The 24,887-nt window shown below is 71.0% G+C and carries 24 protein-coding genes; 8 read left to right on the top strand and 16 right to left on the bottom strand.

The genetic code is table 11. The annotated features are described in order from the left end of the window. Positions 1 to 2: 2 nt before the first annotated feature. Together nirB and ACTOQ1_RS10765 are read right to left on the bottom strand one after the other, a co-directional pair. A complete protein-coding gene (nirB, locus tag ACTOQ1_RS10770; protein WP_440066119.1) occupies positions 3 to 2,450 on the bottom strand; it encodes a nitrite reductase large subunit NirB in 2,448 nt (815 codons plus the stop codon). 235 nt (positions 2,451 to 2,685) lie between these two features. Further along, positions 2,686 to 4,008: an MFS transporter gene (locus tag ACTOQ1_RS10765; RefSeq protein ID WP_440066118.1), complete on the bottom strand. Its 1,323-nt coding sequence runs from the start codon at positions 4,006 to 4,008 to the stop codon at positions 2,686 to 2,688. Positions 4,009 to 4,244: 236 nt separating this feature from the next. Here ACTOQ1_RS10765 and def point away from each other — a divergent pair, with 236 nt between their 5' ends. After that, on the top strand, positions 4,245 to 4,721 hold the full coding sequence (def, locus tag ACTOQ1_RS10760; RefSeq protein WP_440066117.1) for a peptide deformylase: 477 nt from the start codon (positions 4,245 to 4,247) through the stop codon (positions 4,719 to 4,721). 215 nt (positions 4,722 to 4,936) lie between these two features. Further along, positions 4,937 to 5,140 (top strand): cold-shock protein, encoded by a 204-nt coding sequence (locus tag ACTOQ1_RS10755; RefSeq protein ID WP_344903117.1) that lies wholly within the window; start codon positions 4,937 to 4,939, stop codon positions 5,138 to 5,140. A gap of 179 nt (positions 5,141 to 5,319) precedes the next feature. On the opposite strand, the gene mshC is transcribed toward ACTOQ1_RS10755, so the two are convergent. The 5 genes from mshC to ACTOQ1_RS10730 form a co-directional block, all read right to left on the bottom strand. Beyond that, positions 5,320 to 6,543 carry a cysteine--1-D-myo-inosityl 2-amino-2-deoxy-alpha-D-glucopyranoside ligase gene (gene mshC / locus ACTOQ1_RS10750; protein ID WP_440066116.1) on the bottom strand — a complete coding sequence of 408 codons (1,224 nt, stop codon included), beginning with the start codon at positions 6,541 to 6,543 and terminating at the stop codon, positions 5,320 to 5,322. 91 nt (positions 6,544 to 6,634) lie between these two features. After that, a complete protein-coding gene (locus tag ACTOQ1_RS10745; RefSeq protein WP_440066115.1) occupies positions 6,635 to 7,363 on the bottom strand; it encodes an NRDE family protein in 729 nt (242 codons plus the stop codon). Between the two features lie 173 nt (positions 7,364 to 7,536). Further along, positions 7,537 to 8,298: an SCO1664 family protein gene (locus tag ACTOQ1_RS10740; RefSeq protein WP_440066114.1), complete on the bottom strand. Its 762-nt coding sequence runs from the start codon at positions 8,296 to 8,298 to the stop codon at positions 7,537 to 7,539. Beyond that, entirely contained in the window at positions 8,295 to 8,870 is a 576-nt protein-coding gene (locus ACTOQ1_RS10735) for a DUF3090 domain-containing protein (protein WP_362685999.1), read from the bottom strand. Before ACTOQ1_RS10735 ends, ACTOQ1_RS10740 begins: the two co-directional genes overlap by 4 nt. A 9-nt stretch (positions 8,871 to 8,879) precedes the next feature. Further along, complete coding sequence (locus ACTOQ1_RS10730; protein WP_440066113.1) at positions 8,880 to 9,581, bottom strand: histidine phosphatase family protein; 702 nt, start codon at positions 9,579 to 9,581, stop codon at positions 8,880 to 8,882. A gap of 65 nt (positions 9,582 to 9,646) precedes the next feature. On the opposite strand from ACTOQ1_RS10730, the gene ACTOQ1_RS10725 reads away from it, so the two are divergent. Together ACTOQ1_RS10725 and ACTOQ1_RS10720 are read left to right on the top strand one after the other, a co-directional pair. Continuing rightward, the gene (locus ACTOQ1_RS10725; RefSeq protein ID WP_440066112.1) at positions 9,647 to 10,591 is read left to right on the top strand and encodes an aldo/keto reductase; all 945 of its coding nucleotides are present in this window, start codon (positions 9,647 to 9,649) and stop codon (positions 10,589 to 10,591) included. Positions 10,592 to 10,846: 255 nt separating this feature from the next. After that, a complete protein-coding gene (locus tag ACTOQ1_RS10720; protein ID WP_440066111.1) occupies positions 10,847 to 11,845 on the top strand; it encodes a hypothetical protein in 999 nt (332 codons plus the stop codon). A 113-nt stretch (positions 11,846 to 11,958) separates the two neighbouring features. Here ACTOQ1_RS10720 and fabI read toward each other — a convergent pair whose 3' ends face one another. Both fabI and ACTOQ1_RS10710 read right to left on the bottom strand, forming a co-directional pair. Beyond that, positions 11,959 to 12,723 carry an enoyl-ACP reductase FabI gene (fabI, locus tag ACTOQ1_RS10715; RefSeq protein WP_362685989.1) on the bottom strand — a complete coding sequence of 255 codons (765 nt, stop codon included), beginning with the start codon at positions 12,721 to 12,723 and terminating at the stop codon, positions 11,959 to 11,961. Position 12,724: 1 nt separating this feature from the next. After that, positions 12,725 to 13,429 carry a beta-ketoacyl-ACP reductase gene (locus ACTOQ1_RS10710; protein WP_440066110.1) on the bottom strand — a complete coding sequence of 235 codons (705 nt, stop codon included), beginning with the start codon at positions 13,427 to 13,429 and terminating at the stop codon, positions 12,725 to 12,727. Positions 13,430 to 13,505: 76 nt separating this feature from the next. Between ACTOQ1_RS10710 and ACTOQ1_RS10705 the strand changes: the two genes are divergently transcribed. Next, a complete protein-coding gene (locus ACTOQ1_RS10705) occupies positions 13,506 to 15,005 on the top strand; it encodes a TldD/PmbA family protein (protein WP_440066109.1) in 1,500 nt (499 codons plus the stop codon). A 62-nt stretch (positions 15,006 to 15,067) separates the two neighbouring features. Continuing rightward, entirely contained in the window at positions 15,068 to 16,435 is a 1,368-nt protein-coding gene (locus tag ACTOQ1_RS10700; protein ID WP_440066108.1) for a metallopeptidase TldD-related protein, read from the top strand. A 22-nt stretch (positions 16,436 to 16,457) separates the two neighbouring features. Here the strand turns inward: ACTOQ1_RS10700 and ACTOQ1_RS10695 are convergent, their stop codons facing one another. Together ACTOQ1_RS10695 and ACTOQ1_RS10690 are read right to left on the bottom strand one after the other, a co-directional pair. After that, positions 16,458 to 17,612, bottom strand: a complete 1,155-nt coding sequence (locus tag ACTOQ1_RS10695) for a carcinine hydrolase/isopenicillin-N N-acyltransferase family protein (protein WP_440066107.1) — start codon at positions 17,610 to 17,612, stop codon at positions 16,458 to 16,460. A gap of 38 nt (positions 17,613 to 17,650) precedes the next feature. Beyond that, positions 17,651 to 17,863, bottom strand: coding sequence for a dodecin (locus tag ACTOQ1_RS10690; protein ID WP_440066106.1), 213 nt, complete (start codon positions 17,861 to 17,863; stop codon positions 17,651 to 17,653). A gap of 75 nt (positions 17,864 to 17,938) precedes the next feature. Here ACTOQ1_RS10690 and ACTOQ1_RS10685 point away from each other — a divergent pair, with 75 nt between their 5' ends. Next, complete coding sequence (locus tag ACTOQ1_RS10685; protein ID WP_440066105.1) at positions 17,939 to 18,250, top strand: DUF3099 domain-containing protein; 312 nt, start codon at positions 17,939 to 17,941, stop codon at positions 18,248 to 18,250. 196 nt (positions 18,251 to 18,446) lie between these two features. Here the strand turns inward: ACTOQ1_RS10685 and ACTOQ1_RS10680 are convergent, their stop codons facing one another. From ACTOQ1_RS10680 to moaA, 3 genes are read right to left on the bottom strand one after another with little or no spacing between them, the layout of a single operon-like run. After that, the gene (locus ACTOQ1_RS10680; RefSeq protein ID WP_362685971.1) at positions 18,447 to 18,704 is read right to left on the bottom strand and encodes a DUF6457 domain-containing protein; all 258 of its coding nucleotides are present in this window, start codon (positions 18,702 to 18,704) and stop codon (positions 18,447 to 18,449) included. Continuing rightward, positions 18,701 to 19,435: a molybdenum cofactor guanylyltransferase gene (gene mobA, locus ACTOQ1_RS10675; RefSeq protein ID WP_440066104.1), complete on the bottom strand. Its 735-nt coding sequence runs from the start codon at positions 19,433 to 19,435 to the stop codon at positions 18,701 to 18,703. Before mobA ends, ACTOQ1_RS10680 begins: the two co-directional genes overlap by 4 nt. A 30-nt stretch (positions 19,436 to 19,465) precedes the next feature. Continuing rightward, entirely contained in the window at positions 19,466 to 20,455 is a 990-nt protein-coding gene (moaA, locus tag ACTOQ1_RS10670; RefSeq protein WP_440066103.1) for a GTP 3',8-cyclase MoaA, read from the bottom strand. Positions 20,456 to 20,768: 313 nt separating this feature from the next. Here moaA and ACTOQ1_RS10665 point away from each other — a divergent pair, with 313 nt between their 5' ends. Beyond that, the gene (locus tag ACTOQ1_RS10665) at positions 20,769 to 21,959 is read left to right on the top strand and encodes an RtcB family protein (RefSeq protein WP_440066102.1); all 1,191 of its coding nucleotides are present in this window, start codon (positions 20,769 to 20,771) and stop codon (positions 21,957 to 21,959) included. A gap of 75 nt (positions 21,960 to 22,034) precedes the next feature. Here the strand turns inward: ACTOQ1_RS10665 and ACTOQ1_RS10660 are convergent, their stop codons facing one another. Both ACTOQ1_RS10660 and ACTOQ1_RS10655 read right to left on the bottom strand, forming a co-directional pair. Next, positions 22,035 to 23,402: a sensor histidine kinase gene (locus ACTOQ1_RS10660; protein ID WP_440066101.1), complete on the bottom strand. Its 1,368-nt coding sequence runs from the start codon at positions 23,400 to 23,402 to the stop codon at positions 22,035 to 22,037. Then, on the bottom strand, positions 23,399 to 24,307 hold the full coding sequence (locus ACTOQ1_RS10655) for a sensor histidine kinase (protein WP_440066100.1): 909 nt from the start codon (positions 24,305 to 24,307) through the stop codon (positions 23,399 to 23,401). Before ACTOQ1_RS10655 ends, ACTOQ1_RS10660 begins: the two co-directional genes overlap by 4 nt. Positions 24,308 to 24,887: the final 580 nt, after the last annotated feature.

Raw genomic sequence — 24,887 nt, 5'->3', positions numbered from 1 at the left:
GATCAGGAACGGACCACCTCCAGCGGGATCAGGACCGGTTTCACCTGGTCGCGCTCGGGCTCGAAGGCGATCGACGGGTCCGGGGTCCCGGGGGCGTTGACGAAGGAGACGAAGCGCCGCAGCTTCTCCGGGTCCTCGATCGCGGCCCGCCACTCGTCGGTGTAACCGGCCACGTGCCGCTCCATCTGGGCCTCCAGGTCGGCGCAGATCCCCAGGGAGTCGTCCAGCACGACCTCCTTGACGTAGGCCAGGCCCTGGGCCTCCAGCCAGGCGGAGGTGCGCTGCAGGCGGTCGGCGGTACGGACGTAGAACATCAGGAACCGGTCGATGACGCGGACCAGCTCCTCGGTGCTCAGGTCGGAGGCGAACAGGTCGGCGTGGCGCGGGGTGAAGCCGCCGTTGCCTCCCACGTAGAGGTTCCAGCCCCGCTCGGTGGCGATGACGCCGAAGTCCTTGCCGCGGGCCTCGGCGCACTCGCGGGCGCAGCCGGAGACGGCCGACTTCAGCTTGTGCGGCGAGCGCAGGCCCCGGTAGCGCAGCTCCAGCGCGATGGCCAGTCCGACGGCGTCCTGCACCCCGTACCGGCACCAGGTCGAGCCCACGCAGGACTTCACCGTGCGCAGCGCCTTGCCGTACGCCTGCCCGGACTCGAAGCCCGCGTCCACCAGCCGCTTCCAGATCAGCGGGAGCTGCTCCACCCGGGCCCCGAACAGGTCGATCCGCTGCCCGCCGGTGATCTTGGTGTAGAGGCCGAAGTCGCGGGCCACCTCGCCGATCACGATGAGCTTTTCCGGGGTGATCTCCCCGCCGGGGATGCGCGGCACCACCGAGTAGGTGCCGTTGCGCTGGATGTTGGCCAGGAAGTGGTCGTTGGTGTCCTGCAGGGCGGCCTGCTCGCCGTCGAGGATGTGGCCGTTGCCGAGCGAGGCGAGGATCGAGGCGACGACGGGCTTGCACACGTCGCAGCCGCGCCCGGTGCCGTGCTCGGCGATGATCTGCGAGAACGTGGTGAGGCCGCGCACCCGGACGATGTCGAACAGCTCAGCCCGGCTCTGCGCGAAGTGCTCGCACAGGGCCTTGGAAACCTCGACGCCCGAGGAGACGAGGATCTGCTTGAGCGTCGGGACGCAGCTGCCGCAGGTGGTGCCCGCGCGGGTGCACGCCTTGATGCCGGGGACGTCGGTGAGGCCGTGCTCGGCGATGGCCGCGCACACCTGGCCCTTGGTGACGTTGTTGCAGGAGCAGACCTGCGCGTCGTCGGGGAGATCCGTGCTCGCCGGCCCGCCGGTGAACAACAGCTCGCTCGGCGAACCCGGCAGGTCGCGGCCGACGAAGGGCTTGAGGGTGTTGTACGGGGTGGCGTCGCCGACGCAGATCCCGCCGAGCAGGGTGCGGGCGTCGTCGCTGACGAACAGCTTCTGGTAGACCCCGCCCACCGGGTCCATGAAGGTCACGTCCAGCGCGCCCTCCATCGCGCCGAACTGGGCGACCTCCACGCCGAGCAGCTTGAGCTTGGTCGACAGGTCGGCGCGGGTGAAGACCGCCTCGCCGCCGAGGACGCGGTCGGCGGCGACCTCGGCCATCGTGAAGCACGGCCCCACCAGCCCGTAGACCATGCCCTCGTGCAGGGCGCACTCGCCGATCGCGTAGATCGCCGGGTCACTGGTGCGCATCCCGTCGTCCACGGCGATCCCGCCGCGCCCGCCGACCTCGAGACCGGCCTGCCTGGCCAGCTCGTCGCGGGGCCTGACGCCCGCGGAGAAGACCACGATCTGCGCCTCGACGGTCTCGCCGTCCGGCTTGACCAGGCCCGCCACCCGCCCGTCCGGGCCCGCGACGATCTCCTTGGCCCCCGCCTCGGTGTGCACGTTCAGGCCGAGCGCCTCCACGTGGCCGCGCAGGACGGCGCCGCCGCCCTCGTCGACCTGCCGGGGCATGAGCCAGCCGCCCATCTCCACGACGTGCGTCGCCAGCCCCAGGCCGCGCAGCGCGTCGGCGGCCTCCAGCCCCAGCAGCCCGCCGCCGATCACGACGCCGCTCGTGGCGTCCGAGGCGGCCGCCCTGATCGCGTCGAGGTCGTCGATCGTGCGGTAGACGAAGCAGCCCTCCAGCTCCCTGCCCGGCACCGGCGGCACGAACGGGCTGGAGCCGGTGGCCAGCACCAGCACGTCGTACGGCTCGCGGTGGCCGTCGGCGGTGACGGCCTCGCGCGCCCGCCTGTCGATCTCCACGACCCTGGACGACATGCGCAGCACGACCCCGTCCGGCGTCGGGTACGTGAGGTCCTCGACGCTTTTGCCCGCCAGGTAGGAGGTGAGCGCCACCCGGTCGTACGCCGGCCGGGGCTCCTCCCCCAGCACCGTGATCCTTCCCGCGAAGCCCTTGGCGACCAGCGCCTCGACCAGCCGATGCGATGTCGGTCCGTGTCCTACCACGACGAGCCGTGACATGGGTTGCTCTTCCCCTCTCGTCCGCTCCGCCCCAGCCTTCACAGGCGTCTGGGGGGGAAGTGAGACCGACATGGATCCGATGGTGCTTTCAGGCGGTTTCACCCTGGGGTCTCCCCTGTTACCGATGTGCTACAAGCCGCTAACCGCGTTCACATTCACGATGAGGCGGATGTGAGTTGTCCGTCGGCCGGGCCGGTTCCGGATGTGAGCCGAACGGGCGCCAGGTACGCCGGGGTCACACGCGCGCCGCCGCCAGGCTCGGCACGGATCCCGCGGTCCGCAGGTAGCAGGCCCAGGTGATGGCCGCGCACACCAGGTAGAAGGCGGCGAAGGAGGCCAGGGCGGCGCCCGCTCCCCCGGTCGCGGCGATGGAGCTGCCGAACCCGCGGTTGATGAAGAACCCGCCGAAGGCGCCGATCGCGGAGATGATCCCGATCGCGGCGGAGGCGTCCCGCTTCCCGACGGCCACGGCGGCCTCGTGGGCGTCCGTACCGGGGGCGATGCCCGCCACGGCCTTCGCCCGGAAGATCGCCGGGATCATCCGGTAGGTGGAGCCGTTGCCGATGCCGGTGGTGGCGACCAGGAGCATGTAGGCGCAGAAGAACAGCACGAAGGCGTGCTGGGACAGGCCCTGCCAGACCAGCGCCGCCGCGCCCGCCATCGCGGCGAAGTTGACGAGCGTCACCCGCGCCCCGCCGAGCCGGTCCGACAGCCAGCCCCCGACCGGGCGGATCAGCGAGCCGAGCAGCGGGCCGATGAAGGCCAGCGCCACCAGGGAGGCGTGCTCGGGGAACTGGCTCTTGATGAGCAGCGGGAACGCGGTGGAGTAGCCGATGAAGGAGCCGAAGGTGCCGATGTACAGGACCGACATGATCCAGGTCTGGGCCCGGCCGGCGACCTTCAGCTGGTCGGCGGGACTGGCCTTGGCGGAGGTCAGGTTGTCCATGAAGAAGTAGGCGCCGATCGCGGCGGCCAGGATGAACGGGATCCAGAACAGCCCGGCGGCGGCCAGGCCGAACGCCCCGATCACCAGGGGCATGACGAGCTGCACGGAGCTGACCCCGATGTTGCCGCCGGCCGCGTTGAGCCCGAGCGCCGACCCCTGCCTGTCCTGGGGGTAGAAGTAGGTGATGTTGGCCATGCTGGAGGCGAAGTTGCCACCGCCCAGGCCCGCCGTGGCCGCGATGACCAGGAAGACCCAGTAGGGGGTGGCCGGGTTGCCGACCGCGATGGCCAGCAGCACCGCGGGCACGAGCAGGAGCAGGGCGCTGACCACGGTGAAGTTCCGGCCGCCGAATCTGGCCGGGGCGAAGGTGTACGGGATGCGCAGCGCCGAGCCGATCAGGTTGGGCAGGGCGACGATCCAGAAGAGCTGGTCGGTGGAGAACTCGTAGGAGCCGAGCTGCACGGCCACGATGCTCCACACGGTCCACAGCGTGAATCCGAGGTGCTCGGCGAAGATGGAGAAGATCAGGTTCCTGCGGGCCACCTTCCTGCCGTGCCCCTGCCAGAAGTCGGGGTCGTCGGGCCGCCAGTCGCTGATCCAAGGCTTGGCCATCTTTCCTCCTGCGGTTTCGGGCGGGCTTCGATCCCGAAATCTAAGAGGACGGCATTACGCACATTTACTATCTGTGATGGTGCGCCGGTTACGTGTGACTAACCATGGAAATACGCAATGCACACGTCGCACAGCGGCAACATTCCGGAAACACGAGGGGTGAAGAGGTAACGGTTGAGTCAGCGCGACAATGGGAATCGTCTCCGGTGCCCATTCGTTCGCTTCGGGGAGTGCGCGTGGCCGTCCAGCCGATCCGACCGTTCACCGATCCCGTGCTTCGCACGGTGTCCGAGCCGGTGACCACCTTCGACCGCGCGCTGCGCGCCCTGGTCAAATCGCTCCAGACCACGATGCGGGCCGGGAGGGGCCGCGCGGGACTGGCCGCGCCGCAGATCGGCGTCCCCTTGAGGGTCGTCGTCTACGAGCTGGACGGCAAGTCCGGTCACCTGGTCAACCCGCGCCTGGAGCTGTCCGAACGGAAGATCGTGGCCGACGAGGCCTGCCTGTCCGCGCCCGGCCGCTGGTGGCCGCTGGAACGCTCCTACATGGTCACCGCCCGTGGTCGCGACATGTTCGGCAAGCCCGCCACCGTCCGCGCCCTGGGCGTGCTCGCCCGCGTCCTGCAACACGAGGCCGACCACCTCGACGGCACCCTCTTCGTCGACCACCTCCCCGAGGAGGAGCGCGAGCGATTCCTCGCGTCGATCCCGTGACTTGCGCATCGCGGAGGCATCGGATAGCATCGTCTGGTTGCAGTCGTAGTTCTCAGCTTAGCCTTATCATCTCAAGTGCTTATGAGAAGTCCGCCGACAGCGGACGTTACACAGTTTCTCCGGATGGTTTCCGCGGGTGCATGGTAGGGTCCGCAACGCAGCCCCGTGCCGCCGACCTGGTGGTTCGGTGAGGCTCCCAATGAGGAGAAGTAGTTTTGTCTGAGGGCACCGTTAAGTGGTTCAACGCCGAAAAGGGCTTCGGATTCATCGCACCGGATGACGGCACCGCCGATGTCTTCGTGCACTACTCGGCTATCAACTCCGGCGGCTACCGCAGCCTGGAGGAGAACCAGCGTGTCAGCTTCGTCACCACGCAGGGCCAGAAGGGCCCGCAGGCCGACCAGGTTCAGGTCATCTGACCTGGTTTGACCTCAAAGGCTTCAGGCTGAGCCCGCACCGCGCAAGCGGTGCGGGCTCAGTCGTCTCTCAGGGCCGTTTCCCGCGCCCGGCTCTCAGGGCCGTTTCCCGCTTCCGGCGGCGCCCCCGGAAGCGGGCGCCGCCGCGCTCCAGGGGGCGGTGCCGCCCGGAGCCCAGGAGCCTAGAGCGCGACCCCGAGCAGCGCGTCCACGGTCTCCCTGACGAGGACCGGCGCGTCCGGGTCGCTGCCCCCTTCGGACAGGGCTCGCTCGGCCCAGTCGTCGACGACCGCAAGGGCGCCCGGGGCGTCCAGGTCGTCGGCCATCCGGGCGCGCACCCTTTCGAGCACGACACCGGCGTCGGGGCCGGTCTGCAGCCCCGCCGCCGAACGCCAGCGCGCCAGCCGTACCTCCGCCGAGCCCAGCTGCTCGGAGGTCCACTCCCAGTCGGAGCGGTAGTGGTGCGCCAGCAGGGCGAGCCGGATGGCCATCGGGTCGGTCTCCTCGCGCAGGCGGGAGACGAAGACCAGGTTGCCCTTCGACTTGGACATCTTCTCGCCGTCCAAGGCGACCATGCCCGCGTGCACGTAGGCCCTCGCGAAGGGCCACTCCCCGCACGCCACGTGGCCCTCGTGGGCGCCGCACTCGTGGTGGGGGAAGATCAGGTCGGAGCCCCCGCCCGCGACGTCGAAACCGCTGGACAGGTTCGCCAGGGCGATCGCGGTGCACTCGATGTGCCAGCCGGGCCGGCCCCGGCCGAACGGCGAGGGCCAGGACGGCTCCCCCGGGCGCTCCGCGCGCCAGAGCAGCCAGTCGAGCGGGTGCTTCTTGCCCTGCCGGTCCGGATCTCCCCCGCGCTCACCGAACAGGGCGAGCATGCGCTCCTCCGAGTAACCGGAGACGGCCCCGAACTTGGGGGCCGCGGCCACGTCGAAGTAGACGTCGCCGTCGAGGACGTAGGTGGCGCCCTTGTCGCGCAGCGACACGATCAGGTCGGCGACCTGATCGATCGCCTCGGTCACGGCGACGTAGTCACGCGGCGGCAGGATGCGCAGCGCCTCCATGTCGGTCCGGAACAGCTCGATCTCACGCTCGGCCAGGTCGCGCCAGTCGACGCCGGTCTGCCCGGCACGTTCCAGCAGGGGGTCGTCGACGTCCGTGGCGTTCTGGGTGAAGTGCACCTCGTGACCGGCGTCACGCCAGGCCCGGTTGACCAGGTCGAAGGCGAGGTAGGTGTTGGCGTGGCCCAGATGGGTGGCGTCGTAGGGTGTGATGCCGCAGACGTACATCCGCGCCGTGCGGCCCGGCCGGGTGGGGCCGACCTCTCGCGCGGCGGTGTCGAACAGCCGCAGCGGGACACCGGCACCGGGAAGCCGAGGAACCTTCGGCTCAGACCACGATCTCATAAAATGAAGCCTATCCAGCGGTTAGACCACCCCGATCGGCTCGGGATGGTGGATGTACGGGCACTCACCTCAACTCCGGGAGCCGACCGGATCATTCCGGGCGGACCTCGCGGAAGGCGCCCGGATCACGAGGGTCGGCGGTGAAGTCGTAGCGGACGCCGCCGGGCGCCAGGGCCAGCAGGGTGACGGAGCCGGAGCCGAAGGTCCGCCCGTCGGGCAGCTCGTGATGGACGATCATCGTGCGGGGGTCCTCGGAGGGAATCCCCGCCCCGGTGGCGAGCTCCCGCCACTCCTCCCAGGGGCCGTCGAGCTCCGAGGGGCGGCCCGCCTTGGCGAACAGGGGGCGGAAGAACGCCACCCGCTCGTTCTCCGCACCGCGCTCCCATCCGCTGTTGACGATCATGTGGGTTCCCGGGGGAAGGTCGTCCCGCTCCAGGGTGATCCCGTCCCAGTGCCACAGGCGGGCCCCGGCGGGATCGGCCCGCAGCAGGTGGAAGGGGTCGTAGTGGCCGAGGTCGCCCTCCACGGGCCCGTCTCCGGCCGCCGCCAGGAGCGGCAGGTCGCCCCGCGAGCGGCGGGCCTCCTCGGGGGCGAGCACGCCGAGGCCGTTGAGGAGGGCTCCGACCCGCCTGGCCTCGGGGTCGACGGCCAGCCAGGTGCCGCCTCCCCTGAGGTCACGCCCGCCGATCAGGCCGGGCCGGCTCTCCGGCCAGTGCCGGGCCGGGGGGACCCAGGGGCGGTCGGTGAACTCGTCGCGCACCCCGACCACGATCAGGGGGATCTCGGCGCTCGGATCGATGCTGACGACAACCGTGCACATGCCCGGAGGCTACGCCCCCGCGGGAGGCGGGCGCGGACCGGGGCCCTCCATCGGCAGGAAGGCCGAGGTCGGCCGAGGTCACCGAAGCCACGGCGAGGACACCCTCGACTCGCCGGTCCCGCTCCCCGCGGGACGCCCCGAACCCGGGACGGGGGACCACCGCGCGAGGGGCCTCAGATCGGCGGCCAGGGGATGGCGGGCCAGTCCTTGGAGGGAAGGGGGTGCAGGCCGGTGTCGAGCAGCCTGCGGACCCGCGACCAGGTGGCCTCGACCTCGTGGAGGGTGAGGAGCTCGCGGAGGCGGCGGCCGAGGCGGCCCTGCTCCAGGTCGGTCTCGAGGCGGGTGAGGACGTTCATGGCCTCGCGGGACAGCGGCTTGCCGCGCCACTGCCACAGCACGGTGCGGAGCTTGTCCTCGGCCGAGAAGGAGACCCCGTGGTCGACGCCGTAGACGTGGCCGTCTGCGAGCGGCAGCAGGTGACCGCCCTTGCGGTCGGCGTTGTTGACGATGGCGTCGAAGACGGCCATCCGCCGCAGCGAGGGCTGGCGGCTGCGGATCAGCACCATCAGGTCGGTCTCGGGGTCGGTGTCGATCCACAGCTGGCACATTCCCGGGCCGAAGGGGCCGTCGCGGTAGACGGTGGGCGGCACGATCCGCCAGCCGATCGCCGCGGAGACCTCGTAGGCTGCGACCTCGCGGGCCGCCAGGGTGCCGTCGGGGAAGTCCCACAGGGGGCGTTCGCCCCGTACCGGCTTGTACACGCAGGCCGCCGCGAGCCCGCCGAGCCGTACCGAGCAGTAGAGCGTCATGTTGGTCGCCTCGACCAGGCGGCCCGCCACGTCCAGTTGGCCGTCACGGAGCAGACGCGTCGCGGTCTCGTCGTCCAGCCCCGCGGCCGGCGCCGCACTCAGCGTCGGCTCGCTCTCAGCACTCATTCGCCTCCTCCAGCAGATGAAGCGCTACTACCCCGGTAACCGTTGAGCCGCACACAAATATGCCCCTCGGGATCGAGAGGCTGGGCGCAGAGCGGGCAGGGCGGGCGGCCGGCCGCGACGAGCGCCATGGCCCGCTTGGTGAAGGCCCTCGCGGCGCCGGCACTGATGTGCACGCGCAGCACCGTGGGCTCGACGAGCGGGGACGGCTCGAACTCCTCGTCCTCGGCGACGGCCTCCTTGGCCTCGATGACCACCTGCGCGGCCTCGGGGTCCCAGGCCAGGGCCATGACGCCGACGCGGAAGTCCTCGCTGATCGGCACGTCGAGGGGGGCGTTGTCCGCCAGCGCGGCCGGGGCGACGGCGGGCACGGGAACGTTGCCCTCACCGCGTCGCAACACCTCGTCGAGCAGCTCGTCGAGGCGGTCGGCCAGCGCCGCTACCTGGAACTTCTCCAGGGCAACGGTGGTCAGCCTGCCCTGGCCCCGCGCCTGCAGGAAGAAGGTTCGTGATCCCGGTTGCCCCACGGCACCGGCCACGAACCTCTCGGGTGGATCGTAGTCGAAGACCGGCATAGCCCGACCTTACGTGGTTCCGGATCCGCCGCCGACTGCGGCATCGCTCCCGGTGGGATTTTCTCCCCCGTCCTCGCCCTCCGAACCCTCCCTGGGGCGCAATCCGGCCACATCTCCGCCCAGGTCGTTGAGCCTGAGCACGAAGGGACGCAAGGGGGTGTAGCGAATGGCGGTGAGCGACGCCGGATCAGCCGTTATCCGCTGGAACTGGTCCAGGTGGAGTCCCATGGCGTCGGCCACGATGGCCTTGATCACATCTCCGTGGCTGCAGACGAGATAGACCGCCTTCGGGCCCAGTCGCTCGTTCCACTCCCTGACGGCCGTCACGGCGCGGTGCTGTACGGCGGACAGGGACTCTCCCCCGGGGAACGTCACCGCGCTCGGGTGGGCCTGCACGACCGGCCAGAGAGGGTCCTTGGCGAGCTCGGCGATCGGGCGGCCCGTCCAGTCGCCGTAGCGGCACTCGCCGAAGCGCTCGTCGGTCAGCACCTCCACCTCCCGCCGCCCCGCGGCGACCGCCTGCGCGGTCTCCTGGCAGCGTTCCAGCGGGCTGGAGACGATCGCGTCGAGTTCCAGGGTGGTCAGCCGCGCGGCGAGCGCCTCCGCCTGGGCCCGTCCCGCGTCACTGAGGTGCACCTCCGGGGTCCAGCCCGCGAGGACAGGACCGGTGAGGTGGGTAAGGCCGTGTCTGGCCAGCAACAAGGTCGTCACGCGGGCAAGTCTTGCAGCCTTCACTCCACTACTTTTAAGTGGCCGGGCGGTAACCTGGCCGGATCATGGAGCAGCGCTATGTGGGCCGGAGCGGCTTGTCGGTGTCCCGCCTGGGACTGGGGACGATGACATGGGGACGTGACACCGGCGCCGAGGAGGCCGCGGCGCAGCTCCGCACGTTCGCCGAGGCCGGCGGCACGCTCATCGACACCGCCGACGTCTACACCGGCGGCGACGCCGAACGGCTGCTCGGGCGGCTGCTGCGCGACTCCGTGCCGCGTTCGGAGCTGGTGCTGTCCACCAAGGCCGTGCTCACCCCTGCCGGGCGCAGGCCCCGCGACGCCTCCAGGAAACATCTGGTCGCCGCGATCGACGCCTCCCTGACCCGCCTGGGCGTCAACGAGGTCGACCTGTGGCAGCTGCACGCCTTCGACCCCGACGTCCCGCTGGAGGAGACCCTGGCCGCCGTGGACGCCATCGTGTCCTCGGGGCGGGCCGCGTACGCCGGGGTGTGCGACTACGCGGGCTGGCAGCTGGCGACCGCGGCCGTGGGGCAGCGGGCGGTCCCCGGCAGGGTGCCGATCGTCGCGGCCCAGGTCGAGTACTCGCTCCTGGCCAGGGAGGCCGAGCGCGAGCTGATCCCGGCCGCCGAGCACGTCGGCGCGGGAGTGCTCGCCTGGTCGCCGCTCGGGCGCGGGGTCCTCACCGGGAAGTACCGGACGGGCATCCCCGCGGACTCCCGGGCCGCGACCCCGCACTTCGCCGACTTCGTCACCCCCTACCTCGACGAGCGGTGCCGCCGGGTCGTGGAGTCGGTGACGACCGCCGCCGAGGGACTCGGCGTCTCACCGCTGTCGGTGGCCCTTTCGTGGGTACGCGACCAGCCGGGGGTGGCCTCCGCCATCGTCGGCGCCCGCACCCACGCGCAGCTGTCCGGGGTGCTCCAGGCCGAGGACCTGGCGCTGCCCGTGGAGATCAGGGAGGCGCTCGACGACGTGTCCGCGGACTGAGGCGCGGCACCGGAGAGGCTCCGGTGCGGACGGACTTCCCAAGAAGGACGGCCTCCCGGGGAAAAGGGCCGGCGTGCCAGGAGAACGAACGAGAAACCGAACGAGAATTCGTCTCGCGTATCACTAGTCGATACCGAATGACGACTTTCCGTGGAAAAAACGGGCCTCCCTACAAAACTGTCAAACAGGTGGCAGGGGGACACCGGGACGTCGGCGAGATTCATGGCCGACGTCCGGCCGGGGCGAAGGAGACGAGTGCGAACTGCGATGGCGGCAGGCGTTCTGGCGCTGGCGCTGGGGGGTGGAATCCCGGCGGTCGCTGTCGTGCCCGTGAGCGCCGCCCGGGCGAGTGCCGTCGCACGGCTGGACGACTGCGATCACGAAGGGCTGCTGGGCACCGTGACGGGCCGGGTCTGCCAGGCCGTGGAGGGCGTCGTGGACGGCCTCACGGAGGGCATCTCCCCGCTCGTCCCCTCACCGGCGCCCTCCGGCGGGGACGCCGCCCACGGCAACGCCGAGAACGACCCCGGGAACGGCAGGGAGAACGGCAGGGAGAACAACGCCGAGACGCACGCCGAGACGCCCGCCGAGACGGAGAGCCCGGCACCGGCCCCCTCGTCCGCCAGGACCTCCTCGGGCAAGAGCCCGTCCACCGCGAAGGAGGAGGAGGAGGAGGAGGAGAAATCCTCCGGCGGCACGCAGGCGCCCGCCGACGCCTGCGGGACCGCGGCCTCCGCCAAGTGCGCGGACTCGCCGGTGGCCCCCCTCATCGAGGAGCCGCAGGAGCCCGCAACCTCCGAGGCGCCCCGGCCCAGGGCGTCGCCGAGCCCCAGCCCGTCGGCGACCCTCTCGGCGAGCCCCTCGCGGGCCCAGGACGCCGCCCCGGCCAGGAAGAGCCCGGTTCCGGTGCCGACCGACCGGCCGCCGTTCCCCCAGCCGCCGCTCCCGGACACCAGGACGCTCACGACCGAGGTGGGCGAGCCGGTGGCCCCCAGGCCGTCACCCGTGGTCGACGCCGAGGCGCCCCGGGTGGAGTTGCTGTGGCCCGCCCCGCTGATGCAGGAGCTCCAGCGGCAGATGCCGGACGAGCACCCGGTGACCCCCAGCCGGTCGTCCGACACGGCGAGCACCGTGCTCACCACGACGGTGCTCGTCTCGGCCATTCTCGCGGTCCGCCTGCTGTACAGCAGGCGGAGGGTCAGGGAGTCGATACCGTTCGAGCCGGCTCCGCCGGGACACCACCGGGTGGCCTGACCGCGCCGCCCCGGCCCGCGGTTCCCTGCCCGGCCGCTTCACGGTCGCCGCGGCCTCGCCGCCCCGGTACGACACCGGCCCGGCCGATCACCGCCCGCCGGGCCGGGAACGGCTCAGGCTCCGATGGCGTGGACGCCGCCGTCGACGTGGACGATCTCGCCGGTCGTGGCGGGGAACCAGTCGGACAGCAGGGCGACACACGCCTTGGCCGCCGGGATCGGGTCGTTGATGTCCCAGCCGATCGGGGCCTTGGCGGGCCAGCTCTCCTCGAACTCGACGAAGCCGGGGATGCTCCTGGCGGCCATGGTCCTGATCGGGCCCGCGGCGACGAGGTTGACCCGGATGCCGTGCTTGCCGAGATCGCGGGCCAGGTAGCGGGAGCAGGACTCCAGACCGGCCTTGGCCACGCCCATCCAGTCGTACACCGGCCAGGCCTTCGTGGCGTCGAAGTCGAGGCCGACGATCGCGCCGCCCTCCTTCATGAGCGGGAGCGCGGCCACCGCGAGCGACTTGAACGAGTACGTGGAGACCTGGACGGCGGTCGCCACGTCCTCCCAGGAGGTGTTCAGGAAGTTGCCGCCCAGGGCGGTCTGCGGCGCGAAGCCGATGGCGTGCACCACCCCGTCCAGGCCGCCGAGGTGCTCGCCGACCCGGTCGGCCAGGGAGTCGAGGTGCTCGGTGTTGGTCACGTCGAGCTCCAGCACGGGGGGCGGCTCCGGCAGGCGCTTGGCGATGCGCTCGACCAGGCTGAGCCGGCCGAATCCGGTGAGCACGATCTGCGCGCCCTCCTCCTGGGCCAGCTTGGCCACCGAGAAGGCGATGGAGGCGTCGGTGAGCACCCCGGTGACGAGGAGCCGCTTGCCTTCGAGAATTCCCACGTCAGTGCCCCATTCCAAGGCCGCCGTCGACGGGGATGACGGCCCCCGTGATGTAGGCGGCGTCCTCGCCGGCCAGGAACCTGACCACGCGCGCGATCTCCTCCGGGGCGGCGTAGCGGCCCAGGGGGATGTTCTTCCGGATCTGCTCCTGGTACGCCTCGTCCAGCTCGGCCGTCATCTCGGTCTCCACGAAGCCGGGGGCGACCACGTTGACGGTGATGTTGCGCGAGCCCAGCTCCCTGGCGGCCGACCGGGCGAAGCCGATCATGCCGGCCTTGGAGGCGGCGTAGTTGGTCTGCCCGGCCGAGCCGAGCATGGCGACCACCGAGGAGATCAGCACGATGCGACCGCGCTTGAGCCGCAGCATGCCGCGGGTGGCGCGCTTGGCGACCCGGTAGGCGCCGGTCAGGTTGGCGTCGATGACGTCGGTGAAGGTCTCCTCCTTCATCATCGGCAGCAGCGTGTCCCTGGTGATGCCGGCATTGGCGACGAGCACCTCGACCGGGCCGAACTCGGCCTCGACCTTCGCGAAGGCGGCGTCCACGTCGGCCGTGCTGGTGACGTCGCAGCGCACGCCGAACAGGCCCTCTGGGGGCTGGCCGGAACGGTAGGTGACGGCGACGTCGTCGCCTGCCTGAGCGAGTTCGCGGGCGATCGCGAGGCCGATGCCGCGATTGCCGCCGGTTACGAGAACAGATCGAGCCATGGTCAGACGGTATCGGCTACCGGGGGGTAACCACCTTGTCCGGGAGGGACAAGATCACAGGGCTAGGATCGTTGACATGCGCCAGATCGACTCCGACTTCCTCGCCCTGCCTCTGCGCCGGCTGGCGGACGCGGCCCTGCAGCGCGCCCGTGACCTGGGCGCCGAGCACGCCGACTTCCGGCTGGAGCGCATCCGCGGGGAGACCCTGCGTCTTTCCGACGCCGCGTTGGAAGGTTCCATCGACGCCGACACCCTCGGTTACGCCGTACGGGTCGTCAAGGACGGCACCTGGGGCTTCGCCGCGGGCATCGAGCTCACCCCCGAGGCGGCCGTCAGGGTCGCCGAGCAGGCGGTGGAGGTGGCGGTCGTCTCCGCGGCGGTCAACCGCGAGCCCGTCGAGCTGGCCCCCGAGGCGGTGCACTCCGACGTCACCTGGATCTCCTCCTACGAGGTCGACCCGTTCGAGGTGCCGATGCGCGACAAGGCGGCGCTGCTCGCCGACTGGTCGGGCGACCTGCTGAGGGATCCCGGGGTGGACCACGTCCAGGCGTCGCTGATGCAGGTCAAGGAGCAGAAGTTCTACGCCGACACGGCCGGGACCACCACCACGCAGCAGCGGGTGCGCGTCCATCCCCGGCTGAACGCGACGAGGGTGCTGGAGGGCCGCTTCGACTCGATGCGGACGCTCGCCCCGCCCGTCGGCCGGGGGTACGAATACCTCACCGGCACCGGCTGGGACTTCCCCAAGGAGCTGGCGCGCATCCCCGAGCTGCTGGAGGAGAAGCTCCGGGCCCCCTCCGTCGAGGCGGGGCTGTACGACCTGGTGGTCGACCCGTCGAACCTGTGGCTGACGATCCACGAGTCGATCGGGCACGCCACCGAGCTCGACCGCGCCCTCGGCTACGAGGCGGCGTACGCCGGGACGAGTTTCGCCACCTTCGACCAGCTCGGCAAGCTGGTGTACGGCTCGCAGGCGATGAACGTGACCGGTGACCGCACCGTCGAGCACGGCCTGTCCACGATCGGCTACGACGACGAGGGGGTGGCGACCAGGGAGTTCGACATCGTCTCCGACGGCGTCCTGGTCGGCTACCAGCTCGACCGGCGGATGGCGCTGCTGAAGGGCCTGGGCGCCTCCAACGGCTGCGCCTTCGCCGACTCCCCCGGCCACACCCCGATCCAGCGGATGGCCAACGTGTCGCTGCGCCCGGCGCCCGACGGCCCCACCACCGAGGAGCTGATCTCCGGCGTCGACCGGGGCATCTACGTGGTCGGCGACAAGAGCTGGTCCATCGACATGCAGAGGTACAACTTCCAGTTCACCGGTGAGCGGTTCTATCTGATCGAGAACGGCAGGCTCGCCGGGCAGCTGCGCGACGTCGCCTACCAGGCCACGACGACCGACTTCTGGCGGTCGATGGCGGCGGTCGGCGGGCCGCAGACGTACGTGCTGGGCGGGGCGTTCAACTGCGGCAAGGGGCAGCCGGGCCAGGTCGCGCCGGTCAGCCACGGCTGCCCGTCGGCGCTCTTCCGCGGCGTGCGCATCCTCAACACCGTCCAGGAGAGTGGCAGTTGAGCACGCACGGCGAACGGGTGGGAGAAGGCGCCGGCCAGGAGGCCCGGCGGGAGAGGAACGGGATGACCCCTCAGGAGATGATCGAGAGAGTTCTCGAACTCTCCACGGCCGACGACAACGTCGTGATCGTGGACGAGACCTCGAGCGCCAACCTGCGTTTCGCGGGCAACACCCTCACCACCAACGGCGTGTTCCGTTCCGCGCAGCTGACCGTGATCTCCATCGTGGGCCGCGGCGTGGGCGTGGTGTCGCGGGCGGCGGTCCGCCCCGACCAGCTCGACGACGTCGTGGCCGCCGCCGACCACGCCGCCGAGGACGCGCGGCCGTCCGAGGACGCCCGGCCGCTGCTGGAGGGCACCCGCTCGGGCGACTGGGACGCCCCCGCGGAGACGACCTCGATCGGGGTGTTCGGCGCCTTCGCCCCCGCCCTGGGCGAGACCTTCGCCACGGCCGAGGCCGGCGGGCGCAGGCTGTACGGGTTCGCCGAGCACACCGTCACGACGACCTTCGTGGGCACCTCGACCGGCACCCGGCTGCGGCACACCCAGCCCACCGGCCGCCTGGAGCTGAACGCCAAGTCGCCCGACATGAGGCGCTCGGCGTGGACCGGCGTGTCCACCCGGGACTTCTCCGACGTCGACGTGACGGCCCTGGACGCCTCGCTGGCCCGGCGCCTGGATTGGGCGAGGAACCGCGTCGAGCTGCCCGCGGGCCGGTACGAGACGCTTCTGCCGCCGACGGCCGTGGCCGACCTGATGACGTACCTGTACTGGACGGCCGGGGCGCGCGACGCCCTGGAGGGACGCACGGTCTTCTCCAGGCCCGGTGGCGGCACCCGCGTCGGCGACGTCCTGTCCGAGCTGCCGGTCCGCCTGTACGGCGACCCCTCGGCGCCGGGCGTCGAGTGCCCGCCGTTCGTGGTGGCGCACGCCTCCGGCCGGGAGAACTCGGTGTTCGACAACGGGCTGCCGATCGAGCCCACCGACTGGATCTCCGGCGGCAGGCTGGCCAACCTGCTGCAGACCCGGCACTCGGCCGAGCTGACCGGCCTGCCGGTGACCCCGGCCGTCGACAACCTGATCATGCGGGGGCCCGAGGGCGGGCGGTCGCTGGAGGAGATGATCGCCTCCACCGAGCGCGGCCTGCTGCTCACCTGCCTGTGGTACATCCGCGAGGTCGACCCGCAGACGCTGCTGCTGACCGGGCTGACCCGCGACGGCGTCTACCTGGTGGAGAACGGCGAGGTCGTGGGCGAGGTGAACAACTTCCGCTTCAACGAGAGCCCGGTGGACCTGCTGCGCCGCCTCACCGAGATCGGCGCCTCCGAGCAGACCCTGCCGCGCGAGTGGAGCGACTACTTCAACCGCGCGATCATGCCCCCGATCCGGGTGCCCGACTTCAACATGTCGACGGTGAGCCAGGCCAGCTAGGCCCTCGCCGGGTACGGGCCGTTCAGCGCTGGACGAGCGGGATGGTGTGCACCGTCTCCCAGCGCTGCCCCGCCACCACGCGGGCGGTGGCGTCGGTGAGGTCGTAGACGACCGACCAGCGGGTGTGCGGCTGGGCCACCCGCCGGAGCAGGCCCATCGCGTCGCGCCAGTCCCGGGTGGCGGGCAGCCCCTCGGCGAGCGTGCGGTAGCGGTGGTCGGCCCGGCGCTGGGCGGCGGACGTGCCGGTCATGCCGAAGTTGGTGAGCATGCGGTCGTCGATGACGTTGAGCCTGCCCCCTGCGTACTCCACGACGGCCGACCCGCCCGCCGCGTCGGCGATGAGGTAGTGGATCTGCGGCCCGATCGTGAAGTCGACGTCGTAGCGGCGCATGATCGCCAACGCCTCGTCCACGGTCGCCGCCTGGTCGAGCATCATCCGGATGACGCGCACGCTGGTGATGTCGGGGCGGTCGGGAGAGCGGGCGGGCAGCCCGCCCTCGGGCGAGGTGGCCATGCCGATCGCCAGGCCCTTCTCGTTGACCCCGTCGTAGGGGGCGAGCACCGCGTGGGCCATCCTGCGGCGGTCGGGCGCGGCGGACAGGTCCGGCGGCGCGGAGCCTCCGATCAGGTGGAACAGGTCGACGACGGAGACCGAGGCGTAGCCGTCGGGCGGGTCGGCGTGCACGATCAGCGCCGGGTTGGGATCCCAGTCGAAGTTGCGGCCGAACAGCGGCCGGTCGCCGCCGAGGGCGAACAGGGAGCAGGCCCAGCCGTCGGCGCGCCCCGCCAGCTCCTCCTCCCCCAGGGGCGCCTCGAGGTCGTACGACCCGTGGTAGGTCATCTCGTACAGCGGCAGGTCGTCGATCTTGCGGAGGCTGCCTATCGTCCGCGCGACGTCGGCGGCGCTCTGGCGCAGCAGCGGTTCCTCCCGCGTTCCGGCCCGCGGCCCGGCGTCGGTGGTGGTGGGCGCGGGGGCGGTGGTGGGCGTGGTTCGCGAGACGGCCCCGGTGGCGGCGGGCACCGGGGCGGGCATCGGGGCGGGCACTGTGGGCGCGCCGCCCGCCGGGGTGGCGCAGCCGGCCGGGAGGATCATCGCCGCGGCCAGCGCGGCCCGTGCCACCGCGGCCGCCGCCGCACCGGGCGGCCTTCCCGCCCTCGGACCCCGGGTCTCCTTCATCCCCGTAGTCTGCGGTACCGGACATCCGTCGTACAGGCTCAGTCGTCCTCCAGGCGGAATCCGATCTTCATGCCGACCTGGAAGTGGCCGATCTCCCCCTCCTCGATGTGCCCTCTGATCTCGGTCACCTCGAACCAGTCGAGATGACGCAGGGTCTGGGAGGCGCGGCGGACCCCGTTGCGGACGGCGGCCTCGACGCTCTCCCCCGAAGTGCCGACTATCTCGGTCACCCGATACGTTCGATCTGTCATCCCCTGCTTCTTCCCGGAAAGCCACGATTACATGACCGTTCGCACCCAGCCGATATGAGGCCTAGATTGGGAATCGTGAAGGGATGGCGCAGGCGCCCGGTGGTTCATCAGGTGACGGACGCCCAGCCCTCCCTGAGCGCCGACATCGGCAAGCGCGAGAAGAGCTACTTCATCAAGATGGGGATCCGGCTGATCTGCCTGGTCCTCGCCTTCACGGTGCCCGCTCCGATGCCCGTGCGGCTGCTACTCTTCGCCGGAGCGATCTTTTTACCATACGTTGCCGTGATCGGGGCCAACGCGCCACCGCGCGGGGTTCCGCATGTCCCTGACGTGGAAGATTCCGGACAAAGTGAGATTCCACGCCACCGACGCGAGATCGGGTCGTGACTAAGTCTTGACGCACCCCAAGGGTAGTAGGTGTACGCTTTAGCCAAGTGCCCTGGTCCCCCGTCGGGGCACTGTTGCCGGCGTTCCGGGCCCCCGTCGGAACGCCGATGAAGCGACGCCGGGTGGTTTGCCCCCGTAACCACCCGGCGTCGCCCTTTTCTCAGACTTTTACATTAAAGCGCCTTGGCTTTTGGCATTATTTGTCGCCCAGCGTCTCGGTCGTCGCCTGTTCCCAGTTGCGTGCCAGCGTGGTCAGCCGCTCCACGACGTCCGGCGGCGCCGTGCCCGCCCCCTGGGCCAGGCCGAGCAGATAGGCCGTCAGCGGCGCGGCGGGCCTGGCCACCCCGTGCGCGACCTCCTTGGTCAGGTCCAGCACCTCGTCGCGGTCCATCACCGCGGGATCGATGCCCAGCTCCCGGCAGACCAGCGCGGTCCACTCCGTCAGCACGTTCACATCTCGCTCCTTGTCCGCGGTCGCGCCCGTCCCGCGCCGTCACCGCTCTCGCGGCCCTCGCCGGGACCCACGCCTCCGCCGCCGGAGCCCGGCTCCACCGTCCGGGCCCGCTGTAGATCGTCCATGGTGTCGCAATCGAACCACGGCTGCCCGGTGAGATGAAGCGTGACCGGGGCGAGCGGGGCGAGCAGCCCGTGCAGCGACCGCCCCTCGTAGCGGGCGAGCGCCCGCGCCAGGCTCCGCGCGTGCCACACCCCGGCGAGCCACTGCTCGCGCCCGCCGTCGTCGAGGAGCACCGCCCCGGCCCGGGGCCCGCCGGCCTCTCCGGCGCACGTCCCGGCCCCGCCCGGAGAGGGCCCCGTTCCCGCGTACGGCGCCGTGTCCCGCCCGTCCCCCGCCCCGGCGGCGTCCAGCAGCGCGTTCACGTGCTCGGCGGTCAGGAACGGGAGATCGGCGGCGAGCAGCGCCACCCACGGCGCGGTCACCTCGGCCAGACCCGCACGAAGCGCCGGGACGGGGCCGCCTCCCGGCGGGTCCTCACGCCGGAAGATCGCGCGCGGCAGCCCGGGGCGGGGCGGCCCGACGACGATCAGCCGTGCCGCGCCGGGCACGGCGGCGGCCACCGACTCGACCAGCGGGCGGCCGGAGACGTGCAGGCCGGGCTTGTCCCGCCCGCCGAGCCTTCGCGCGAGACCGCCCGCCAGGATGCAGGCGTCGTGGCGGGCGGTCATCGGACACCTCCGGGTCTCCGGGCGAGGACGTCAGCCGCCGATGGCGGACATCGGGCGGGACGGCTGCAGGAAGGTCGGGTCGTCGATGCCGTGACCGGCCTTCTTGATCCGGACCGCGGATCGCCAGCGCTCTGCGATCTCGTCGTCACCGGCGCCGGCGCGCATCGCGGCCCTCAGGTCGGACTCGTCGGTGGCGAACAGGCAGTTGCGGATCTGGCCGTCGGCGGTGAGCCGTACCCGGTCGCACGCGCCGCAGAACGGCCGGGTGACCGAGCCGATGACCCCCACCCTGGCCGGGCCGCCCTCGACGAGGAACAGCTCCGCCGGGGCGCTGCCGCGCTCCGCCGAGTCGGCGTCGACCAGGTCGAAGTCGGCCTTGAGCATGGCGAGGATCTCATCAGCCGTGATCATGTTCTCCCGGCGCCAGCCGTGCTGGGCGTCCAGTGGCATCTGCTCGATGAACCGGAGCTCGTAGCCCCGCTCAAGGCAGTAGCGGAGCAGCGGCACGGCCTCGTGGTCGTTGATCCCGCGCATCAGCACCGTGTTGACCTTGACAGGGCGCAGTCCGGCGGCGTCGGCCGCCTCCAGCCCGGCCAGGACGTCGGCCAGGCGGTCGCGGTGGGCGAGCTTCTTGAAGGTCTCGCGATCGAGGGTGTCGAGGGAGACGTTGACCCGGTGCAGACCGGCGGCGGCCAGGGCGTCCGCCATCCGGCTCAGCCCGATCCCGTTGGTGGTCAGCGAGACCTGCGGGACGGGGTCGAGCGCGGTGGTGCGGGTCACGATGTCGATGAGCTCGCGGCGGAGCAGGGGCTCGCCGCCGGTGTAGCGGACCTCGGTGATACCGAGCCGTTCCACCCCGATGGTGACCAGCCGGACGATCTCGTCGGCGGTCAGCAGCTCGGGCTTCGGCAACCATTCGAGGCCCTCGGGTGGCATGCAGTAGGAGCAGCGCAGGTTGCAGCGATCAGTGAGGGACACCCGCAGATCAGTCGCAACGCGACCGAACGAGTCCTGCAACACGGGACGCCACCTCCCAGTCGATCACCTGTTGGGACAGGGGGCCAGCCTACGGCCAGCCCCCCGCCCGGCCCTAAAGCAGGCCCTTAACGTTTCAACATCACCACGAGATGGTTGATTCCTGATGAGATGACCTCGTACGCCCCGGCCCGATCGGCCCGCCCCCTGACACGGATCGGTTGCCGCGGATGGGCGGCGGTCCCGACCGGGCCGGCCCGCGTCGCCACGACCGGCCGGATGTCCTCGTACCCGCGGGGCACGCCGAGCGGTCACGACCTACGACGCCCGATAAAATGAGTGGGATCTCATGCGGAACGTGGGCAAACTGGATCTCGCAACCAAGGAGATCATGATGCCGAACCAGCCCGCACCGAACCTGGTGTCGTGGGCCAGCGAGATCGACGAGAGTACGATCATGCAGGCCGCGCGCGCCGCCCGCCTGCCGTTCGTCTCCGGACACGTCGCTCTCATGCCCGACGCGCACATCGGCATCGGCGCGACGGTCGGATCGGTGATCCCGACCGAAGGGGCGATCATCCCGGCCGCCGTCGGCGTCGACATCGGCTGCGGCATGGTCGCGACCGAGACCACGCTCACCGCCGCCGACCTCCCGGACACCCTCGATGCCCTGATGCCGCTGGTGGAGAGGCGGATCCCGGCCGGCGTCGGCAAGGGCCACGACGACCCGTCCATGGACCGCGCGCTCAGCGACCTCGGCCGCCCGCACACCGGCCTGACCCCTCAGCAGGAGAAGAAGGTGTCGCTGCAGTTCGGCACCCTCGGATCCGGCAACCACTTCGTCGAGGTCTGCCTCGACGAGCGTGACCGGGTCTGGACGGTGCTGCACTCGGGCTCGCGCGGCATCGGCAACCTGCTCGCCACCAAGCACATCGTCGACGCCAAGAAGATGATGAAGAGGCAGGCGATCGGCCTGGAGGACCCGGACCTGGCCTACCTGGTGCAGAACACTCCGGAGTTCACCGCCTACATCGAGGACATGCTGTGGTCGCAGGCCTATGCCATGGCCTCGCGCGCCCGGATGGACAAGGTGCTGAGCAATGCCCTGTTCCGGGTCGCCGGCAAGGGGCAGCGGCTCCGGACGATCAACTGCCACCACAACTTCACCCAGCGGGAGACGCACGACGGCAAGGATCTGTGGATCACCCGCAAGGGAGCCATCAAGGCCGACACGGGCGACGAGGGCGTGATCCCGGGCTCGATGGGCACGCGCTCGTACATCGTGCGCGGGCTCGGCAACCCGATGTCGTACAACTCCTGCTCCCACGGAGCCGGCCGCAGGATGTCGCGCACCCGGGCGAAGCGGGAGCTCACCGCCACGTCCCTCACCGAGGCGATGCGCGGCCGCACCTGGAACGCGGACCGCGCCGCCGCCCTGGTGGACGAGCACCCGCAGGCCTACAAGCCGATCGACCAGGTGATGGCGGACCAGAAGGACCTGGTCGCGATCCAGCACACGCTGCGCCAGGTGTTCAACTACAAGGGCTGAGCCCGCGCCTCCCGTGCCCCGAAGCCGCCTCGGCGCCCGCAACCGTCCAGGGCCGTCGACGGCCCTGGACGAGCGTCACGGGGACAGCGGGAGGCGGACGACGAAGCGCGCACCCTGGGCACTGTCCTGGATGGTGAGCGTGCCGCCGTGGCTCTCGGCGATCTGCCGGGCGATGGGGAGACCGAGTCCGACACCTCCCGCGTCCCTGCTCCGGGCGGTGTCCAGCCGGGTGAACCGCTGGAACACCGTCTCTCGCTGGTCGGCGGCGACTCCCGCACCGTCGTCGAGCACCTCCAGTTCCGCGGCCTTCTCCGGGAGTCGTGGGTCGCCGTCCGCGCGTCGTACAGTGATCGTGACCGTGGAGGAGGCGTGTCGCTGGGCGTTCTGGACCAGATTGCCGATCAACTGGCCCAGCCGCACCCGGTCACCGCTGACCGTCACGCCCTTTGCCAGGTGCTGGACGATCTTCCTGCTCGGCTTGTGGCCCTTCAGTTCCGTGGTGACGAGCTCGGCGAGATCCACGATTCGTCGCTCGTACGGTACGCCCGCGTCCAGGCGGGTGAGCGTCAGCAGGTCGGCGGCGATCGACTGAAGCCGTTCCACGCTCGGGAGCACGGCGTTGCACAACTCGGCCGGGTCGACGTCCTGCGGCGCCATGAGGGCGACCTCCATCTGGGCGCGGATGGCGGTGATCGGGCTGCGCAGCTCGTGGGAGGCGTCGGAGCAGAACCGTCGTTGCTGCTCCAGCACGCCCTCCAGCCGGTCAAGTGTCTGGTTGACGCTGCGGGCCAGCCGGTGGATCTCGTCCTTGGCCGCGGGGACCGGGACCCGACGGCCGAGGTCGGTGCTCTGGATGTGGTCGAGCTGGGCCCGGATGGCGTCCACGGGTTTCAGCGAGCGGGTGACGGTGTGCCGCGCCCCGCAGGCCACCGCGATCGTGAAGATGACCGTCCCCGCGACCAGCAGGGCCGTCACACCCGGATAGACGGCGAACGGCGGCGTCGGCGCGGCACTGTAAATGGTCCAGTCCCCGTTGCGGAACACCTGCTGCGCGACGACGATGTGGCAACGGCCTGACGCGAAGACGGAGTGGCAGATGACGGCGCTGGCCACCCGGTGAGGGGACTTCGGGGTGAAACGCGCCATGGCCGGCTGGTTCCGCAGATCTCTGGTCGCCGCGACCACCCTTCCTTGGGGATCGACCACCTGGATGGGGCGGATCAGGTTCTGCGGGATGGGCGGAAGTGGATCGACGAGTTTTCCATGGTCGACGTAGTAGGCGGCCAGCTCCCCCACAGCGGTCACCTCCTTGGTGAGTTCGCCGGTGGCCGTCCTGTTGATGACGAACAACAGGACGATGGAGAACACGACGCACAGCGAACCCACCGCCACGCCGGTGAACAGCGCCAGGCGGCCTCTGATCGTGCGGCGTTCAAACCTCATGACGCCCCCCCGTTCACGGATGGGACCCGGGGCAGCCGGAGGACGAAGCACGCACCGCCGGTGGTGCTCTCCTCGACGTTCAGGGTTCCGTGATGCGCGTGGGCGATGTCACGGGCGATGGCGAGGCCGAGGCCGGTGCCGTTGTGATCGAGCCGGCGGGCGTCGTCCAGCCGGGTGAGACGGTGGAACACACGCTCCCTGTCGCCGAGCGCGATTCCCGGCCCGTCGTCGCTGACCGCGAGCTCGACCACGGCGTGAACGGCGTGCACATCGACGCATACCTGGTGCGTGCAGTGCCTTTGGGCGTTGTCCAGCAGGTTGGCGAGCAGCCGGCCGATCTGGATGGGCACCGCGTTGACGATGCTGCCGGACGCGAGGTGGAGCTGTACCGGACGCTGATCCGACCGTCGGGAAACCTCGGCCCGGACGAGTGCCGCGAGATCCAGGTGCTGTTGTTCGGCGGCCGCGCCGGTCCCCACGCGGGCCAGGAACAGCAGGTCATCGGTGATCGCCTGGAGCCGCTCCACCTGGCCCAACATCGTTTCGACCAGGTCAGGAAGCCGAACCCCGCCGAGATCCTGTTGCGCCTCCTCCAGCTGCGCGCGCAGTCCGGCTATGGGAGTACGCAGCTCGTGGGAGACGTCCGAGGCGAACCGCCGATGGGAGCGTTCCAACTCCTGAAGCTCCTCCTTGCCCTCGTTCAGGCGCTGCAGCGCATTGTTGATCGTCCGGCACAGACGGGCCACCTCTCGCGCGTTGGCCGGTTCGGAGATGCGCGTGCGCAGGTCGCCGAAGTCGATCACTGCCAGTTCGGAGCGCACCACGTCCACAGGGCGCAACACCCGGCCGGTCACCTTCCAGGTGGCGTACGTGGCCAGGGAGATCAGCGCGACAGCCTCGATCACCAGGATCAGGTGACGGGAGTCCGGCGACAGGAAACCCGCGGCCCGCGGCCCCGCGGCGCGAACCGGCGAGGCGGCCGAGCCGCTGGATCCGGACGCCGACAACCGCGGCTCGCGGTGGCGCAGGGACCATCGGCTCGCCTGGCCGGGGAGCGGCCCCAGGGCGGCGGCCGGTGAGGCGGCCGGATGGTGGCCCCGCGCCACGGTCCGGGTCCGGCCGAGGTCGGCGGCACGCGATCGCAACCGGCCGGGTGCCGTTCCGGAGCCGGTCTCATCGGCAGCGGGCACGGCCCGCTGAGGGGCTTCCTGCCCTCGGGCGGTGCGTGCGTGGTCCATCGAGTACATCCCCGCCCCCGCGACGAGGAGGGTGAGGAGGGTGAGGACGGTCACGGCGGTGGTCAGCAGGGTGATCTGTCCCCGGACCGATCCCGGCCCGCGTCGGATGGCCCGTGTCAGTGACCTCGTACGAGCCGACTTCCACCTCCGGCCTACAAGCGGCAGGCGCAGGTGACGCCCGCTTATACTCGTGCGACCTGTTGGACCGGGCGACCGCTCCTGAACAGGGTCGTCACCCGCCTGCGGG

The organism is Streptosporangium sp. OZ121 (assembly GCF_051918885.1).
GTDB lineage: Bacteria > Actinomycetota > Actinomycetes > Streptosporangiales > Streptosporangiaceae > Streptosporangium.
This window is presented reverse-complemented; position numbering and strand designations above follow the sequence as displayed.

Excerpts from the sequence above, each read along its gene's own strand:
- nirB (WP_440066119.1), bottom strand. The coding sequence starts at position 2,450 with ATGTCACGGCTCGTCGTGGTAGGACACGGACCGACATCGCATCGGCTG.
- ACTOQ1_RS10765 (WP_440066118.1), bottom strand. The coding sequence starts at position 4,008 with ATGGCCAAGCCTTGGATCAGCGACTGGCGGCCCGACGACCCCGACTTC.
- mshC (WP_440066116.1), bottom strand. The coding sequence starts at position 6,543 with ATGAGATCGTGGTCTGAGCCGAAGGTTCCTCGGCTTCCCGGTGCCGGT.
- ACTOQ1_RS10745 (WP_440066115.1), bottom strand. The coding sequence starts at position 7,363 with ATGTGCACGGTTGTCGTCAGCATCGATCCGAGCGCCGAGATCCCCCTG.
- ACTOQ1_RS10740 (WP_440066114.1), bottom strand. The coding sequence starts at position 8,298 with ATGAGTGCTGAGAGCGAGCCGACGCTGAGTGCGGCGCCGGCCGCGGGG.
- ACTOQ1_RS10735 (WP_362685999.1), bottom strand. The coding sequence starts at position 8,870 with ATGCCGGTCTTCGACTACGATCCACCCGAGAGGTTCGTGGCCGGTGCC.
- ACTOQ1_RS10725 (WP_440066112.1), top strand. The coding sequence starts at position 9,647 with ATGGAGCAGCGCTATGTGGGCCGGAGCGGCTTGTCGGTGTCCCGCCTG.
- ACTOQ1_RS10710 (WP_440066110.1), bottom strand. The coding sequence starts at position 13,429 with ATGGCTCGATCTGTTCTCGTAACCGGCGGCAATCGCGGCATCGGCCTC.
- ACTOQ1_RS10705 (WP_440066109.1), top strand. The coding sequence starts at position 13,506 with ATGCGCCAGATCGACTCCGACTTCCTCGCCCTGCCTCTGCGCCGGCTG.
- ACTOQ1_RS10700 (WP_440066108.1), top strand. The coding sequence starts at position 15,068 with ATGACCCCTCAGGAGATGATCGAGAGAGTTCTCGAACTCTCCACGGCC.
- ACTOQ1_RS10695 (WP_440066107.1), bottom strand. The coding sequence starts at position 17,612 with ATGAAGGAGACCCGGGGTCCGAGGGCGGGAAGGCCGCCCGGTGCGGCG.
- ACTOQ1_RS10690 (WP_440066106.1), bottom strand. The coding sequence starts at position 17,863 with ATGACAGATCGAACGTATCGGGTGACCGAGATAGTCGGCACTTCGGGG.
- mobA (WP_440066104.1), bottom strand. The coding sequence starts at position 19,435 with ATGACCGCCCGCCACGACGCCTGCATCCTGGCGGGCGGTCTCGCGCGA.
- ACTOQ1_RS10660 (WP_440066101.1), bottom strand. The coding sequence starts at position 23,402 with ATGAGGTTTGAACGCCGCACGATCAGAGGCCGCCTGGCGCTGTTCACC.